At 39.7% G+C, this 16,521-nt stretch carries 16 protein-coding genes; 1 reads left to right on the forward strand and 15 read right to left on the reverse strand.

What is annotated here, in order from left to right; all coding sequences use genetic code 11:
• Positions 1 to 135: 135 nt before the first annotated feature.
• The 3 genes from ahpF to NSS87_RS27485 all read right to left on the reverse strand — a co-directional run bounded on the left by ahpF (position 136) and on the right by NSS87_RS27485 (position 3,351).
• Complete coding sequence (gene ahpF / locus NSS87_RS27475; protein ID WP_042192017.1) at positions 136 to 1,665, reverse strand: alkyl hydroperoxide reductase subunit F; 1,530 nt, start codon at positions 1,663 to 1,665, stop codon at positions 136 to 138.
• A gap of 14 nt (positions 1,666 to 1,679) precedes the next feature.
• The gene (gene ahpC, locus NSS87_RS27480) at positions 1,680 to 2,243 is read right to left on the reverse strand and encodes an alkyl hydroperoxide reductase subunit C (protein WP_042192019.1); all 564 of its coding nucleotides are present in this window, start codon (positions 2,241 to 2,243) and stop codon (positions 1,680 to 1,682) included.
• A 229-nt stretch (positions 2,244 to 2,472) separates the two neighbouring features.
• Entirely contained in the window at positions 2,473 to 3,351 is an 879-nt protein-coding gene (locus tag NSS87_RS27485; RefSeq protein WP_339243573.1) for an aminoglycoside phosphotransferase family protein, read from the reverse strand.
• Positions 3,352 to 3,521: 170 nt separating this feature from the next.
• On the opposite strand from NSS87_RS27485, the gene NSS87_RS27490 reads away from it, so the two are divergent.
• The gene (locus NSS87_RS27490) at positions 3,522 to 4,115 is read left to right on the forward strand and encodes a YdeI family protein (RefSeq protein WP_042192026.1); all 594 of its coding nucleotides are present in this window, start codon (positions 3,522 to 3,524) and stop codon (positions 4,113 to 4,115) included.
• An 82-nt stretch (positions 4,116 to 4,197) separates the two neighbouring features.
• Here the strand turns inward: NSS87_RS27490 and NSS87_RS27495 are convergent, their stop codons facing one another.
• The 12 genes from NSS87_RS27495 to NSS87_RS27550 form a co-directional block, all read right to left on the reverse strand.
• Entirely contained in the window at positions 4,198 to 7,719 is a 3,522-nt protein-coding gene (locus tag NSS87_RS27495; protein ID WP_339243575.1) for an alpha-amylase family glycosyl hydrolase, read from the reverse strand.
• A 437-nt stretch (positions 7,720 to 8,156) separates the two neighbouring features.
• Complete coding sequence (locus NSS87_RS27500; protein ID WP_339243577.1) at positions 8,157 to 8,654, reverse strand: LURP-one-related family protein; 498 nt, start codon at positions 8,652 to 8,654, stop codon at positions 8,157 to 8,159.
• 248 nt (positions 8,655 to 8,902) lie between these two features.
• A complete protein-coding gene (locus NSS87_RS27505; RefSeq protein WP_339243578.1) occupies positions 8,903 to 9,331 on the reverse strand; it encodes an SRPBCC domain-containing protein in 429 nt (142 codons plus the stop codon).
• A 69-nt stretch (positions 9,332 to 9,400) separates the two neighbouring features.
• Positions 9,401 to 9,805 carry a GNAT family N-acetyltransferase gene (locus NSS87_RS27510; RefSeq protein ID WP_339243579.1) on the reverse strand — a complete coding sequence of 135 codons (405 nt, stop codon included), beginning with the start codon at positions 9,803 to 9,805 and terminating at the stop codon, positions 9,401 to 9,403.
• 373 nt (positions 9,806 to 10,178) lie between these two features.
• On the reverse strand, positions 10,179 to 10,508 hold the full coding sequence (locus tag NSS87_RS27515) for a DUF6678 family protein (protein ID WP_339243581.1): 330 nt from the start codon (positions 10,506 to 10,508) through the stop codon (positions 10,179 to 10,181).
• Between the two features lie 352 nt (positions 10,509 to 10,860).
• Positions 10,861 to 11,703: a membrane protein insertase YidC gene (yidC, locus tag NSS87_RS27520; protein ID WP_339243582.1), complete on the reverse strand. Its 843-nt coding sequence runs from the start codon at positions 11,701 to 11,703 to the stop codon at positions 10,861 to 10,863.
• A gap of 31 nt (positions 11,704 to 11,734) precedes the next feature.
• A complete protein-coding gene (locus NSS87_RS27525) occupies positions 11,735 to 11,965 on the reverse strand; it encodes a hypothetical protein (protein WP_143764101.1) in 231 nt (76 codons plus the stop codon).
• Positions 11,966 to 12,312: 347 nt separating this feature from the next.
• The gene (locus NSS87_RS27530; protein ID WP_339243584.1) at positions 12,313 to 12,801 is read right to left on the reverse strand and encodes a DUF2199 domain-containing protein; all 489 of its coding nucleotides are present in this window, start codon (positions 12,799 to 12,801) and stop codon (positions 12,313 to 12,315) included.
• A gap of 213 nt (positions 12,802 to 13,014) precedes the next feature.
• The gene (locus tag NSS87_RS27535) at positions 13,015 to 13,683 is read right to left on the reverse strand and encodes a Type 1 glutamine amidotransferase-like domain-containing protein (RefSeq protein ID WP_042192038.1); all 669 of its coding nucleotides are present in this window, start codon (positions 13,681 to 13,683) and stop codon (positions 13,015 to 13,017) included.
• A gap of 105 nt (positions 13,684 to 13,788) precedes the next feature.
• Positions 13,789 to 14,289: an isochorismatase family protein gene (locus NSS87_RS27540; protein ID WP_339248682.1), complete on the reverse strand. Its 501-nt coding sequence runs from the start codon at positions 14,287 to 14,289 to the stop codon at positions 13,789 to 13,791.
• A 100-nt stretch (positions 14,290 to 14,389) separates the two neighbouring features.
• Positions 14,390 to 15,295: an NAD(P)/FAD-dependent oxidoreductase gene (locus NSS87_RS27545; RefSeq protein ID WP_042192043.1), complete on the reverse strand. Its 906-nt coding sequence runs from the start codon at positions 15,293 to 15,295 to the stop codon at positions 14,390 to 14,392.
• Between the two features lie 260 nt (positions 15,296 to 15,555).
• Entirely contained in the window at positions 15,556 to 16,389 is an 834-nt protein-coding gene (locus NSS87_RS27550) for an aldo/keto reductase (RefSeq protein ID WP_339243587.1), read from the reverse strand.
• Between the last annotated feature and the right edge of the window lie 132 nt (positions 16,390 to 16,521).

Raw genomic sequence — 16,521 nt, forward strand, 5'->3', positions numbered from 1 at the left:
AATTCTCATAAAATCCTCCAAAAAAGTTTACAAATCCCCCTTTTTTCGCTCATAACATACGGATAGCATACAAAAAAGCCCCCACCTTGTGAAAAGTGAGGGCTTTGGGTTACTTGCTTTAATTAACAGTATCGATTAGTTGCGGATCAGATAATCAAATGCACCTAAAGCTGCAGTTGCACCGGATCCCATCGAAATGATGATTTGTTTATAAGCACTATTAGTGCAATCGCCAGCAGCAAATACTCCTGGTACATTTGTGGCACCATGGCTATCTACAACGATCTCGCCAACGCGAGTACGTTCAACCATGTCACCTAACCAATCTGTGTTCGGAACCAAACCGATCTGTACAAACACACCCTGTAATTCAATATGGTGAGTTTCTTCTGTCGCACGGTCGATATAAGAAATACCATCTACCTTATCAGTTCCGGTAATTTCTTTCGTTTGCACGTTCTTAAGCACAGTAACGTTAGGTAGGCTGTAGAGACGATCTTGCAGTACAGCATCTGCTTTGAGCTCTGGAGCAAATTCCAGAACCGTTACATGCTTCACTATACCCGCTAGATCAATTGCTGCCTCAATCCCTGAATTACCGCCGCCGACAACGGCAACATCTTTGCCTGCAAACAAAGGACCATCACAGTGTGGGCAGTAGGCTACGCCTTTATTCTTGAATTCAGCTTCACCAGGCACACCCATATTGCGCCAACGAGCACCTGTCGACAAAATGACCGTCTTACTCTTTAGAACAGCACCGTTCTCGAGTTCAACTTCAATTAAATCATTCTTATCTAAACGTGTGGCACGTTGTAACTTCATCACATCAATGCCATACTCTTTCACTTGCTCTTCGAGTTTAGCCACTAGCTGAGGACCTTCAATGTAATTTACACTGATAAAATTCTCAATGCCAAGTGTGTCGTTAACCTGTCCGCCTAAGCGTTCAGCGACAATCCCTGTGCGAATTCCTTTACGCGCTGCGTAAATTGCTGCACTTGCACCTGCTGGGCCACCGCCAACAACAAGTACATCATATGGAGCTTTATTGTCAAACTCTGATGCGTCTACAGTACTACCCATTTTAGCTAGAATTTCTTCAACCGTCATACGACCACTTTCGAAAAATTCACCGTTAAGGTAAACGCTTGGAACAGACATAATTTCTTTGCGTTCTACCTCTTCTTTGAACACTCCGCCGTCAATCATCGTATGGGTAATCCCAGGATTGAAGATACTCATTAGGTTCAGTGCTTGTACAACATCAGGGCAATTGTGACAGCTTAGGCTGACATAAGTTTCAAACTTATATTCGCCATTAATGCTTTTGATCTGATCAATAACACTTTGCTCAACCTTAGGCGCTCTTCCGCTAACTTGCAATAGAGCCAACACTAATGAAGTAAACTCATGTCCTAGCGGAGTTCCAGCAAAGGTTACGCCCGTATCTTCACCCACACGATTTACGCTAAAGCTTGGGGTTCTAGGCAGTTCGGTTTTTTCTACCGTTATCCTAGCTGACATTTTGGCAATTTCATCAACCAGCGCTTCCATCTCTTGAGATGCTTCGTCAGAGCCTGCACTGATTTTCAGTACTACGTCGCCTTCCAAGAGTTCTAGGTATTGAGCTAGTTGAGCTTTTATTTCTTGATCTAATTTCATTTAGCTTTCGCTCCTTAAATCTTACCTACAAGATCGAGACTTGGTTTAAGAGTTTCTGCACCTTCGGACCATTTCGCTGGGCAAACTTCACCTGGATGATTGCGTACATATTGTGCGGCTTTGATTTTGTTAACAAGTGCACTAGCATCGCGACCAATACCACCAGCATTAATTTCAACGGTTTGGATAATACCGTCTGGATCAATGATGAATGTACCACGATCAGCAAGACCGTCAGCTTCGATCAGAACATCAAAGTTACGGGAAATCACATGAGAAGGATCGCCGATCATAATGTATTTTACCTTGCCAATAGCTGCAGAGCTTTCATGCCATGCTTTATGTGTAAAGTGAGTATCTGTGGAAACGGAATAAACTTCAACACCCAGTTGTTTCAGGGTTTCATATTGGTTTTGCAGATCTTCAAGTTCAGTTGGGCATACGAATGTAAAGTCAGCTGGGTAGAAGCAAACTACACTCCATTTACCTTTAAAGTTTTCTTCTGATACATCGATGAATTTCCCATCTTGAAATGCGCTTGCTTTGAATGGTAGGACTTCTGTTCCGATAAGTGACATATTATTTAAATCTCCTTTAAGTTTTATTTTTTGTGGATACAATATTCAAATCTGCAAACATCACATATCTGAATACTATTTGTAATTATTATAATTAACCAAATTAAGGCCTGTCAAGTTATTTATAATAATTCTAATATGATAATCGTTGTCAGTCGCTAAATGTTCATAAATTATCATACTTATGAACTAGTATGGGTTAGTTTACATGTTTTATGTAGGGCAATTTCTACAATTCAAAGTCATCTGCTATTAGATTGATAATATTTAAAGATTCTCTCGCTACCTTTGGGTTAGAATATCGATTTCCATTATATGTGATTAACGCTTTCCATAAAGCCCATCCTCTTGCTCTATTCCAAGTCTCCTCATCCATCTGTAATATATCCTTGAATACCTTTCTACTATCCCCATTAAAAAAGGTCCATGCCATTGCCGCATCACAAGCAGGATCGCCTACACCCAAGATTCCGAAATCAATGACTGCACACAGCTTTCCATCTTTGACTAGTAAATTCCCTGGCGCAATATCTCCATGAACCCAAACCGGCTTGGAATTCCATTTAGAATCTAATGCTAATTCCCAGATTTCTCTCAATAGATCTTCATTAAAAATATCTTTATTATGCTCAATCGCATGTCTAGACTCTTCATCATATACAGCTAAAGATCCACCTCTATAGAAATTATGTTCTCCTGCTAAAGGTCCCCCACTAGCATCAATAGATTGTAATTCTATTAAAAATGCTCCCAAATCTCTTGCAAACTGGTTAAGATCCTTAATATTTTGGTACGTTAATGTCTCACCCTCTACCCACTTATTGATAGACCACGGCAATGGATATTCTTCGTTAGACTTCCCTTTGGCTAATGGTATTTGAATAGGTAACGTGAGTTCTTTACTTAATATGGGCAACCATCGTTGCTCTTTCTCTACTTGTGGAGCATAAGCTGCTGCACTTGGCAACCTCACGCTCATATGCTCACCTAAATGAAACGTTCGATTATCATTCCCGCTGAATTTTACTGGTCTAATCTCTAAATCGGACCACGCGGGAAATTGTTCATTAATTAATCTTGCAACTAAATCTACGGTAATTGTATTCATAAATACCTCGCTAACATAAGTTTTACTAGCCATTTCCATAAGAGACATCTAATATTATGTTAGCTTTACTAGTGTCTGTATGCAAACTATGCAATTAGATCAGCCACAAAAGGGACAAGCTAAGCAAGTAAAAATCTTAATATGATTACGAGGAAGAAGGGTGTTCCTTAATGACTAATAGTAAAACGAATCCTAAGGTGGACGGATTTCTAAGGAAAGTAAAACAGTGGCAGGAAGAATACGAGACGTTGAGAAATATCGTTCTTGACTGTGAGCTGACCGAAGACTTTAAATGGATGCATCCTTGTTACACGTTTGAGAACAAAAACATAGTCTTAATCCATGGATTTAAAGAATATATTGCACTGCTGTTTCATAAAGGTGTCTTATTAAAGGATACCCATGGGATTCTGATTCAACAAACGGAGAATGTACAAGCTGCACGCCAGATCCGGTTCACCAATGTTCAAGAAATCCTTGAAAAAGAAAGCATCATAAAAGAATATATTTATGAAGCCATCGAGGTTGAAAAAGCTGGTTTGGAAGTGGAATTTAAAAAGAATACAGATTTCATCATTCCTGATGAATTTCAAACTAAACTTGATGAAATACCTGCCTTGAAAAATGCTTTTGAAGCCTTGACGCCCGGTCGGCAAAGAGCATACCTTCATCATTTTTCTGAACCCAAGCAATCCAAAACTCGAGTATCTAGGGTTGAAAAATGGATGCCGCAAATTCTGGATGGAAAAGGATTAAATGATTAAGTTGTATATGAAGAAGCAACCTTAGATCGGTGAACAATCCGAACTGAGGTTGCTTCTTCTCTTTTTACTAAAAGATTTTATACTACTTCAGGTAGGTTCCGGTTACTCCAATTCCACCGCTACCGTTCAATACATACACTCTAGCGTTTCCTTTTCCAGAGCATACCAGAGTGATTGTACCGTTAGTAACGTTTTTGGTATCGCCAGTCACTGCATCCACGTAAGTTCCATTCGGAATTCCGGTAAATGTTGCATTTCCTGAGATCGTAACTAACGCAAAGCTATCGATGCCTTTCGCGCTATCGGTATATCTTCTTTTAAATGCCAAATCACCGGATACATTTTCTGTGGAATACTGGCCTTTTTGCAAGGCTGGAACTGCTCTTCTGATTAAATTGAGTTGTCTAATATGTTTTGCCAAAGGATAGTTTAATGAATCGGCAAGTGTGCCAGTAGCATTTGTATACTTACCGTAGTCCTGAACAGTAACGCTACCTTCAATTTGATCTCCAAAGTAAGCACGCCCTGTTGAGCTAAGTGGTGCATTTGGGCCTACATCGATGACTGATCCTTTTTTAAACTCAATTTCAGAACCATAATAGATTGCAGGTATTCCCCTGAAGGTGAACATCAGCGAGAGATTCTCAGCCCAAGTGTCTTGTGTCCCTGCAAATCGTTGATTCTCTGGGGCTTGGTCAGGTGCATAGTCATGAGAGTCAACATAAGTTACATTCCAAGTAGCATCGTTATAATATTGATCACCGCTCTTCATACTGAATGCTTCCTGTGCAGTCTTGAATGCCCAATGCATCGGGAAATCAATAACATCCATACCCGATTTCATCGAATAGTCAGGCGCGTGATAATTATTGCCTATTAAAAAAGCATTGTTCGAGGTTGGCTGCCCTGCTGTAGTAGAGTTATCTGCCCACTCTTGTTCCACTGACAGCTTGTTGGAAGCGTAGTCATTTTGTCCATCACCCGGATAGGCTTTCGAGCTTTTCCATGTATAGAATGGAGTCGATATTGCCGGAATTCCACTATTCCATACATCTCTGTACCGAGTAGCCACTTCACCAAAGACAAAGAAGTTTGAGCCCCCTCTTGTTTTCCAAGCAGGAACAAAGTATTTGTTAAAAATATACCGACTTACATGCTTCACAGTATCGACCCGGAAAGCATCAACACCCATATCAATATACTGATTATAGCTGTCAATTAGATACTGATTCACTACAGGATTTTCCGTATTCAAGTCCACAGCGTCTCCTGCAATCTGTCCTGTCTGTACGGTGTAAGATTCCCAGGAAAGACTTTTTTCGGTATGATACATGTTATTGTTGGTTTCCGCATTTTTCATGATTGCGAGTCTGGCCTGATATTGCTGATCAGGGGTCATCGTATCATAGTTAGCTGGCAGTTTATCCGTAATTTTAAGCATGTTATTTACGGTGTCCGCTGCAGTCGGATCTTTTTTGAACATAGGCAACAGATTCTCTTCCCCAAAATTACCAGTATGATTCACAACAACATCCTGAATAACCTTTATCCCTTTGGCATGAGCTGCATTAATCAATTCCTGATAAGAGGCTCCCGCTGACTCATATCTTGGATCTACTTTGGAAAAGTTAATCGCATGGTAGCCATGATAATCATACCCGCTGGCATTCTGCACCACTGGCGTAATCCAAATAGCACTGAATCCGAGCGCTTTGATGTAATCGAGCTTTTGAATCAGTCCCTTAAAGTCACCTCTCCAAGCTGGGTCTGAATCCGGATTCCCTGCTTTAGCATCCTCCCATGAATGTACATTGTTACTCGGATCACCATCATAGAATCGTGAAGTAATTACGAAATAAATGGTGTCTTCGCGGAAATCGCCTTTATTTCCAATCGTATAGACAAAGCTCTGTTTCGTTTCATTTCCGGCACCATCAACCACCAGGAATTTCAGTGTCGTCGTCTTATTAATAAGAATGGACGGTCCAGCCAGAGCAGTTAAAGCATTGCCCGAGATATAGAGATTTGAACTGGTAGTTGGTTCCGTCCCATTATCTGTGTAATATGCGGTGGTCGTTGCTGCTTTGTTATCTTTTATATTAAAAGAGACGGTGACCGCAGAGCTTGAATTCCCAACAGGTAAATTTGCGGTTATCGTTGGGGCTTGCAGGTCGAGATTTAGGTCAATGACATAAGCAAAAGTGCCTACACTGCCTGCTTGACCTAAGGAGTTAACACCAAAAGCCTTGATAGTCGTAGTAGAAACTACTTGGATTGGAGCCGTGTATAAGGTAGAAGATGTCGTTGGTGTCGACCCGTCTGTCGTATAGTAGATTTTATCGCCAGTATTGATACTGGAGAGCTTCACAGTTTGGGTAGAATCATATGTCTTCGGCGTAGGAGAGACTGAAATCACGGGGATCTTCGGAATTTCTGGATTAGCGTCATACCACACATTATCTGCGGAATACCAGCCCTCTTTTACACTGCGGGACAAATCGGCCGTCTGTTTGCCGTTTCCATCATTAAAGATAAGGCTTGTGCCGGTGGCGTTGGCAATAGTATAGCTGTACCAGTCGCTTCCGTCCGATTTCATCAGAATTCCTGGCCAAGCTCCGCTTGTTGGAACCGTTGTCGGACTCAGATTCCAGTAATGGATTCGGATCGTTGAGCTCCAGTTTGCTGGTTTCTTAAAATGAACCGTTAAGCCAGCCGAAGTTGGCGTTGGTATTGGTGTTACGGTTGGTATTGGTGTAGGAGTCACTGTTGGTGTTTGCGTTACGGTTGGTGTTTGTGTAGGCGTCACTGTTGGCGTTGGTGTTACGGTTGGTGTTGGCGTAGGAGTCACTGTTGGCGTTGGTGTTGCGGTAGGCGTTGGCGTTGCTGTGGCTGAAAGAGTTAGATAGTCGATATTGATATTCCCAGTATCATTCGAGTCATATTTGTAAGCGATCGTATTATTTCCTGCCTGTAATAAGAGCGTTTCTGTTTGGTCACTCCATGTATCCCAGTTTGCCAAATTCGCTAAAGTGGACTGCTTTACCTTTGCTCCATTCACATAAATGGAAACTTGCTTGGCACTGCCAGTCGCATTGGCATAGCGAAGCGTGGCATTATAGGCGCCTGCAGCGGAAGATTGAACATTGAAGGTGGTAGTTGCTCCTGTGGTAGTGTACCCATCAACAAAACCAGTACCGGTATAACCGCTGTGATTCGTATTTATTTTTGCGCCACCTGACAAGGCTGCGCTCTCAGCTTCATACTTCCCAGCAACCGGAATAACTACCGTCCAGTTCTTCCCTCCGTTGCTGTCCCAGCTATCCGTCGGGGCTGTGATGTGATAACAATAAATGAGTGTTGCGCCCTCCTGCACATTGAGGTTGGCCGTAAACGTGGTCCCGCTTTTAGACATGACTGTGTCCGTAGTATTCGTCCAATTATTCGTAGTCCAATGCAGTGTCACAGAAGATGCTGTGGTGTTCGTATAGGAGACTGTATAATCAGTGTTGCTGGCTGAAGCCCCGCCCGATAAACCGAATAAACTAAAGATTAGCGAAAAAATGATCAACCAAGAAACAAACCGCCTAGATTGTTTTCGTACCAATTAAATAACCTCCTCATTAATTTTAAGTGCAAATTACGTTGTGCAAACGTTTGCAAAAATGAGAAAAAAAGAAACAATCTAACTTATCCAATCTCCTCCTTCTTAGAAAATATGGAAAAACCTCATTGTATGCGTTTACAAATAGAACTATTGAGAAATCCTCAGGTTACAGATAGCTCCATATCTAATGAATTTTCCCTGTTTATGATTATAGGCTCCAACCTTTTCCGGGTCAATGCATCTTTTAGGCTAAAAACATAAAAATTTAATGGTTTAAATAGAAAAGTTCAATCGTTTTCATTCATCAGTTGTTCAAGGCATATTAAAATCTTAAACTATCGCTATTTATTGAACTAGGCTCTATACTTTCGTAACTATTCTAGTATGATTTTATGAAATATTAATTCCTTAAATATATTATTTTATATGTCCCTAAATTAAATCGTCGCTGATGAGGAAGCAGTTGCTTGGTCAGCTTTTACACAATCAATTGCAACAACGAACGCAATTATGATTGCCTCCATCTCCTCATTTAGTATTTGAACCTTGTAGCTATCACCCCAAGTGAACCACTCCTTATTCACTTTACCTATGACTACATCATGCTGCAAGACCTGAAAATCCATGTCCCACCAGTTACCATGTACCTCAATGTCAGCCGCATCAATCGTATAGCGTGCTTTAAAGAAAGAAAACTCCTTCTTAATCGTTAACACCTCTCGGCCATTGACCTCAACAAAAAACTTCGGTAAAAAACTAAATACCTTCTTCGTAATAAGTGCGACTTCATCTCTTGTTGTATTCATAATGGAGAACGTCTTTGGTATTTGCATAAAACTGCCCTCTACATAATAGACATCCTGCTCCTGCTGATTCTTTACCGTAAATTTACCACTTAGACTGAATACCTTCTGCTTTATATAAAGTTGCTTCATTCCAATACCTCCTTCGATATAAGCATATTATTAAAGCGCAGATTTCATCATAGATATTAATAGTGATAGCCACCTAACCATGAACTACCTTTCGTTAACCCTCTCAATATTGAACTATAGTTTCCCAATAGTTGAACCGAATGATTGTAAAAACTTGGGTGAAAACTTCTTCGTACTTACCCAGTACTTCCGAAATCATTTCTCGGGATATCCTGTACTTTAGTCACCCAACCGTGTTTTCAATGGTTCTAAAACTTCCGTTTATGATATGGGAGACCCTCGCCTTCTTCGCAATACTGTTTAAGACTGTACAAAAAAATAGCCCAGTTATAATTACATACGCGATAAAATGAGGTCACTTCCTCCCAATTCATCTGACGAAAAATGATTGAAGTCTTCCCGTTTTTTTCCTTCATATCAAAAGAAATTGTCGTACCTATCCATTCTGGATCTGAATCAACACACTGCCACAAAATCTTTTTATCGGGAACAAGCTCATCAACTCGCATCTTTGTTAAGCCTTTTCCGCCGAATAGGAACTCATTTATACAACCGATCTGATCATTGACTATTAGTTCATTTGTCCATATTTCTGAAAGTCCTTTTGCAGTGGTTAATGCTTCATATACCTTTGAAGCTGGAACATTCAGGGTCTGCAAGTGCTCGATATTTGCCATATTGCTCATCCCCTTTTTTATAAGGAATTAATTTATGTAATTATTTGTATACGAAAATTATACCATCAATCATATCAACTCTGAGATAAACATTGGTGTAGTTCCATCCTCTGTATTAAAGCCAAATTTATTATAGAAATCCACTGCATGAGGATAAGAAATTAATACTTTTGTTTTACACCCTTTATATCTATCAAGCATTATATTCATCATTTCCTTACCTATACCGATACTCTGATAACTAGGATTAATAAGCATATAATGAAAATATACCGTTAAAACACCATCTGACAAAGCATTTATTAAACCGACAAGCTTTCCTCCTTCCCAAGCGGTAACAATTGAATGAGACCCTCCGATTGCTTGTAAAAGCTCGTTTGGATACTTGCCAGACTCCCATTCTACTGAAAGAAATAACTCTTGGAGTGCATCCTTAGTGATATCCTCTTTGCTTGAAGCGTAATAAATACTCACCACTGTACCTTCCTTTCATAAAACTAACTACGGCACAACCTCTGTTTTAAACTCCCATATTTCGATGATTTTGCAATCCTTACGAAGCCGTAAAATAATACCGACAAAGCAATTTCGGATTTATCAAAGTGAATAATCACTTTATTTACCTCAATATACTCTTAAAAATATGTATAGAAAATGGATTAACTGAAGTGGAATTTGTATTTATTTACATTAGAGAATTCAGGAGAATACTTCTTTTACCTAAGCATACTAATCCTAAGAGGTTTATAGCGTTAACCTGCCCGTTAGTTGAATAAAGGCAGCTGATCGCATTGACTGACGGCTACCTAATCGTATTTGAGCTAACGCTACCCGTTGGCGCAATTACTCAAATATAATCAATGAATTCATTAGTTTTTTTATAACCATAAATTATGATCGAGTCGGTAGTTACTTCACCTGGAACATGTATTTTTTTTAGGATTTGAATTAAATCAGTTTTTATCAAGTCATCTTCAGCATGAATTTCTAACCACTCAATAAATTTGTAGCCACCATCTGAAAAATGGTAATACCAATCTCCATCCCAAAGGCTGATATAGCCAGTATCAATGTCTTTAGTCCTCCATTTGGTTGGAAGAGCATAGTTGAACATTGCTTGTCTTATTTCTTCCCATTTTGTGTTGTTCATTAAAGGGTTTAGTTCATTTGAATCCATATATTCACCTTTTTCTCCCATCAGTACTGCAAGTGTTTATTCCAGCTTATCATTTTCTCTTGTACAAAACTGCCCGTTAGCAGAACAAAGCTGCCGATTCAAGTCGGCAGCTTCGTTCTGGTGTTATTGAGCTATAATTTCCCATTAGCTTAATCGTTATTTATGATACGGTTCTCCGCGCTGTCTGTAACGGTAAGTTTTAGGGTCATCCTTTTGTGGGATGGCCCTTTCATTTTTCTCATTATGTTGAACTATGTTCCCCGTTAACGAGCCGCCAACATAAAAAACAGAGCATCTGAGGTCGCGCTTCAGATGCCTTGTATTTAGTATTGTTTTATGACCTGGTTCAATTTTATAAATCTTCTACACCGGTGGGTAAGTTTTTACTCGCTACATTTGGCTTCGTGTACATTTTATTGAGTATGATCGTTTGCACGATAATGAATATACCGCCAACTGCCCAATATAATGGTAACGCGGCGGGCATCTGAAAAGAAAATACACCCATCATGATCGGTGACAACAATCCGATGAAAGCCATTTGGTTATTTTGATTTTGCTGATATTGCGCTGAAACGGATTGAGACACGCGGAACTGAACGTAATACACCGCAGCGGCAATAAGCGGCAAAATCATATCGGTTTTCCCCAAGCTAAACCACAGAAAATCATCCGCTGCAATCTCTGGGGTACGACGAATGGCGTAGTAAAATGCGAGAGTGATCGGCCATTGGAGAAGCATCGGTAAACACCCCATATTTAAGGGATTAAATTGATGCTTCTGGTAGAGCTGCATCATCTCGACTTGCTGTTGTTTTTCTGCATCCGCACTGCCGTCGTTCTTATACTTCTCCTTAAGTGCAGTTAACTCCGGCTGGAGGACGGCCATCTTTTCTTTCATGTCCATTTGTTTCTTGGTTTGATTCATCATGAGCGGAATGATCGCGAGTCTGATGATGAAAGTCATCAGCACGATCGATAATCCGTAGTTTCCGTGAAATGCATTCGCGAAGAATTTGATCAAGATCGAAAATGGATAAATAAAAAAGTGGTTAAATATCCCTGCTGAATCGGCATTAATCGAGTTTGATTGGGATGCTGTCGAACACCCGCTGAGCACAATGATCGGAATAACTCCAATCATCATGACGAGAATGGGCTTGGCCCATTTTTGAAACAACAAAATCTTTTTCATCGTTGTCCTCCCTAATTGAAAGTATGGAATATCAATGTGGGGAAGGACTAAGGTCTTCTTCATCAGGAGCTTCTCTTCGTCTGGCGGTACGTACTATCCACCGCTGAATGCTGCTCGGTTGTGACAGTCTGACAGCCACAAACCAAGTTAAACCGGCTGGAGCAATTTCATAACCCCAGTGTATCTCTTGTGTAGAAAAATAGGTGAATGGAATTGACACTAAGGAATAGATGAGAGCGATCGAGAACGCCAATTGAACCAAGTCATAAAAATGCTCCAGCCAAGTTCACCTCTGTATGAGCCATATTGGAAAAATTTGAATAATGATTATACGTTAGAGAAAACTGTGTGGTTTCACTAACCTGCCCGTTAGTTGAACAAATAAAAAAATGGCTGCCGAAGCAACCGCTATTCCACTAATGTGCCCCGCTAGCTTAATCGACATTACGCACCGAGTCCAATGGATTTAGCCTTGCGAGGTTGTCTGCTGATTACGTTTCACCGAAACCCCTTAGCAGACCAAGGAGAGCGGCGACGCGGCGTAGATACGATTTTATAAGCTGTCGGCACGGCAGCTTTTTCGACCATACTTTCTTTCAAATTCTTCTCTTACAGACTATGATTTATTAAATGAGCAATTTCTTTAACTCTCTCCATTGTAATTCCTTCTCTTTGTTCAACTGCAAGTGGATGATTCGTTTGTTCTAATTCTATTAACGGAACAGCACCAACTTCTTGTGTATGTACCATTGTCTTTAACGATAATGTAGTTATTGGATATATTGAAAGTTCAGTCGATAACCAACCAAAATAAGGTTTTTCAGTTTCCCTTCCTTCTACGTGCAATAATTCATTAGATTTCAAAAAGTTTTCTTCACTAAGAGAAACCCAAACACTCCATATAAATTTCTCATCACTATCAATTATTGGTATTTCAATATGTCCTCTAATAAAGAAATGCTGTTCATCAATTACACAAAAATCTCTAATTAATTCTGTTCTTTTCTCTTCTGGTACAGTGTAAAAATAATATGGCGCTTCACTTCCATAACATAAAGGAAGTTCACTTAATTCGTTGTTACAGTGAGGGCATTTCATGTTTTCTGCTCCTTATAGTTTCTTGGTGATTTCTTATAACGTCTTATTCGCGAAATTACTGAGTTATCCTGCCCGTTAGTTCAATAAAATGAACAGCTAGCATCTGCCGGACATAGAAAGACCGCCATTGAAGGCGGTCTAAAATTTATCATTTCTGCCCAACAATAAGTCCTGGAGATATTAATAACCTATGATGATTCGCTGTAAGCCTAATTAGAGCGTCTCAACCAATTTCTGAATCTTTGAGTGGGAAATTAAATATACAGGACCCATTATTTCTATTTTGCCGTCCTTTACACGCATTGCACTCTCCTGTTCTGCCGCATAAACATCAATCTCTTCAGACAAGGGGAACAGGTAACCTTGAACAAACGTAGCGTAGTCGCGTTTAGAATGAGATTCATAGGCAAAATGATCAAAGCCAATACCATCATAAATAGTACTTGTTTCAACTTCATTGCCAGTGTTTTTCAAGCATAACCATTTTGCAGCCATGTTTATCGCACCGGCGCTGGCACCCATTATAACGGCATTGCTGTTCTTAATAACATTTGATAATTCATAATCCGCCAAAAAATCGTTTTGCAAAACAGGATCTCCACCGCATAAAAAAATGACAGAAGCGTTGTGAATTAATCGCTGGGCCTCTTCCTTCTGCATGCGATAATCAATGAAATGATATTCATCAAAAATAATGTCAGCCTGATTTAACCATGTACATTCAGAAACATCATCAATGTTAATTTGCTCCCCTGTATAACCAGACGGTTCAGCGCTAATCATAACAAGCGATTTTCTGTCTTGTATATCCTCATGCAAACAATGGACCAGCTTCTCTGGAAAAAAATTATTAAACCAACTGAGATAGTAGTGAGTACTCAAACTTAATTACCTCCATATGTATTTTTTACAATAATAAAAGAAGTTACATATTAGTTATCTAATACGTAACTCCAATTATAAACAATAGCTTCTATTAGTAGAATCTTAAGCAATGGTCTCCATTAAGAATTCGATCACCGGGTAAGAGATCATATGCCGATCACGGTAAATCGAGGTAATAGCATCTGGCCGTGTGCTAAGGATTGCCTTCTGTAAAAGGGCTGCTTGAAAGCCTCTTTCTTGTGCACCGTTAATAGTAAAGGTTACACAATGTTCTGCGGCGAAGCCCGCAACGATGATGAATTCAACACCATGTTCACGTAGAAGTTGTTCCAAATCCGTCTTCCAGAAAGCATTAGAGAATTCTTTCGCCATCTGGATATCCGTGGGTGCTACTGTAATTTCCGGTATACTATTTCTTGCTTCTGGATCCGTATCCGCATTCGCCCCTTCCATGTCTTGTATATGGATGACGATTTGGTCCTTCGCACGAAGTAACCCAGACACATGATTAATGTATTCACAAGCCTCAATTACATTTAATTTCTCCATATGATCGTGTAAGAAAAGGTTTTGCATATCAATAATTAGGAATCCAATTTTTATTTTGAACTACCCCTCTCAGAACATATATAGTTTCTATATTAATCTGGATGTAGATTCAGCTCAAGGGAATAAATGAATTAGACTATTTTGTACAATAGCATTATATGTTACGCCATTCCTCTTCATTTAGTTCGTTGTTAATGCCGACCCCAGCTAAGGAGCCCATAGAAGCGGCAATAATGGCTTGATGAAGATGTGTTGCTGCATCACCGGCACTATAAACGCCTGGAACGTTCGTTTTACCGAGATTATCAACGATGACTGTTCCTGTTTCTGTGAGCTCACAACCAATGTCTTGTGGCAAATCCGACCCGATCCTAAGCTTCGGTCTAAAAAATATCCCCGTACATACGATGCTAGTACCATCCTTCAACACAACTTGCTGCACCATGCCATTGTCAGATTCGATCGACTGAATCGGTGAGTCATAAACAGGAATGTTATGTTGATTTAGCTCTTCGCGTTGTGCATCCGTTAAGTCATCAGATCCATTAGTACATATGGTAATCTTTTTCGTCCAACCAGATAACACTTGGGCCATATGCGTTGCATCGGCTCCCTTAACAATTACGACAAGAGGCTGATCTCTTAGTTCCCATCCATCACAATAGGGGCAGATAAAGGCGCTTTTACCATATACGTCTGAGAGTCCCTTAATATCCATCGGGAGGTCCTTCATCCCTATGGCGAAGAGCACCTTTTTACTTTGAAAAGTTTGACCCTGAACCGTCGTAATTTGAAAATCGCCATCGGTTCCCCTAATCGATAGGGCGGTATCTTCCGCAAAAGTAACGGATGGATAGGCACTAATCTGCTCCTTCGCAATCCTCCTAAATTCGCCTGGACTTATAGAATCTCTAGTAAGAAAGCCATGCGTTTCTCGAGTAACCCTATTACGTGCGCGTCCTTCATCAATCACAACCACACTTTTTCTTGCCCTACCTAGCACGAGAGCAGCATTTAGACCTGCCGGTCCTCCACCGATAATTACACAATCATGAGTCATATTAATTCTCCCTTTCGCTATTCAATTTACATTAAAGATATTAGAGACTTGTGTTATCTCTAATTTTCCCTAAAAAAAGAACGGATCTTACTCCGTCATTATAATTGTTGCCAGATCCACTATTTTCTTGTTTCTAGATACTAAGAATAATTCCTTTAAGTATTCCAATTAAAGACTTTGTGAATCTATAATAACTTTAATAAATCTAAAAGGCAAGGATTTTTCTATTTAATCATTGCCCTCTTGGAATTCCAACTAAATTACCGCAAAAGTGTAGTAGCCCATAAAAACAGCTTGTTGTCAGGATTAACAAATCCCTTTTTGTTTTTATCTAATGTCGATATTTGTTTCATTTCCTCATCAGATAAACTAAAATCAAAGATTTCCAGATTCGCCTTTAATCTTGCAGGATTAACCGACTTGGGAATAACCCCAACATTGCGCTCAATGTTCCACCTTAACATAACTTGAGCCGTTGTTTTACCGTGTCTTTCAGCAATGCTTGTTAATATAGGGTTATCGAATAAATTTTTATTTCCATGTCCAAAAGGACTCCACGCTACATGTTGGATATTCTTATTCACCATATAATTATGCAAGTCGGGCTGCTGTAAAAACGGATTTGTATGAATTTGATTTACTGCAGGTACTATTGAGCCATGCTTCAATACATCACTCAGGTGCGTTTGCTCAAAGTTAGACACACCAATGGCTCTGATTTTACCCTCTTTGTACAATTCCTCTAACATCAACCAGCTCTCAACATATTTTGGGGATGGCCAATGGATCAAATAAAGATCTATATAATCTGTTTCCAGTTTTTTCAAACTCATTTCAAAAGCCTGTTTCGTTCTTTTACCATGATCTGAATTCCACAGTTTTGTTGTAATAAATATATCCTTTCGATTTACACCTGATTTTTTAATTGTACTTGCAACAAGTTCCTCATTATGATAAAAAGCGGCGGTATCAATATGCTTATATCCATTTCTCAATGCCCAAATGATTGCATCTTCGTGTTCATTTTTCATTTGGTATACACCCAATCCGACTTTTGGTAACAAAACCCCATTATTTAATAGGTAATTTTCCATAGAATAATCCTCCCTTACACTGTTATTTTATATCAGCTGAGTCAGTCGATTCTGATAGCATTCCAGCAACTTCTTTCTATTCCTTGAATAAGCTCTGGAGTCTCAATTATTTTTCCATGTTGAATGTAGTTC

Origin of the sequence: Paenibacillus sp. FSL F4-0243 (genome assembly GCF_037963295.1) — a bacterium.
Taxonomy (GTDB): domain Bacteria; phylum Bacillota; class Bacilli; order Paenibacillales; family Paenibacillaceae; genus Paenibacillus_AQ.

What these genes read in the sequence shown, in the direction of transcription:
- ahpC (WP_042192019.1), bottom strand. Translation starts at nt 2,243, where the DNA reads ATGTCACTTATCGGAACAGAAGTCCTACCATTCAAAGCAAGCGCATTT.
- NSS87_RS27505 (WP_339243578.1), bottom strand. Translation starts at nt 9,331, where the DNA reads ATGGCAAATATCGAGCACTTGCAGACCCTGAATGTTCCAGCTTCAAAG.
- NSS87_RS27485 (WP_339243573.1), bottom strand. Translation starts at nt 3,351, where the DNA reads ATGAATACAATTACCGTAGATTTAGTTGCAAGATTAATTAATGAACAA.
- NSS87_RS27545 (WP_042192043.1), bottom strand. Translation starts at nt 15,295, where the DNA reads ATGACTCATGATTGTGTAATTATCGGTGGAGGACCGGCAGGTCTAAAT.
- ahpF (WP_042192017.1), bottom strand. Translation starts at nt 1,665, where the DNA reads ATGAAATTAGATCAAGAAATAAAAGCTCAACTAGCTCAATACCTAGAA.
- yidC (WP_339243582.1), bottom strand. Translation starts at nt 11,703, where the DNA reads ATGAAAAAGATTTTGTTGTTTCAAAAATGGGCCAAGCCCATTCTCGTC.
- NSS87_RS27490 (WP_042192026.1), top strand. Translation starts at nt 3,522, where the DNA reads ATGACTAATAGTAAAACGAATCCTAAGGTGGACGGATTTCTAAGGAAA.
- NSS87_RS27500 (WP_339243577.1), bottom strand. Translation starts at nt 8,654, where the DNA reads ATGAAGCAACTTTATATAAAGCAGAAGGTATTCAGTCTAAGTGGTAAA.
- NSS87_RS27530 (WP_339243584.1), bottom strand. Translation starts at nt 12,801, where the DNA reads ATGAAATGCCCTCACTGTAACAACGAATTAAGTGAACTTCCTTTATGT.
- NSS87_RS27550 (WP_339243587.1), bottom strand. Translation starts at nt 16,389, where the DNA reads ATGGAAAATTACCTATTAAATAATGGGGTTTTGTTACCAAAAGTCGGA.
- NSS87_RS27515 (WP_339243581.1), bottom strand. Translation starts at nt 10,508, where the DNA reads ATGGATTCAAATGAACTAAACCCTTTAATGAACAACACAAAATGGGAA.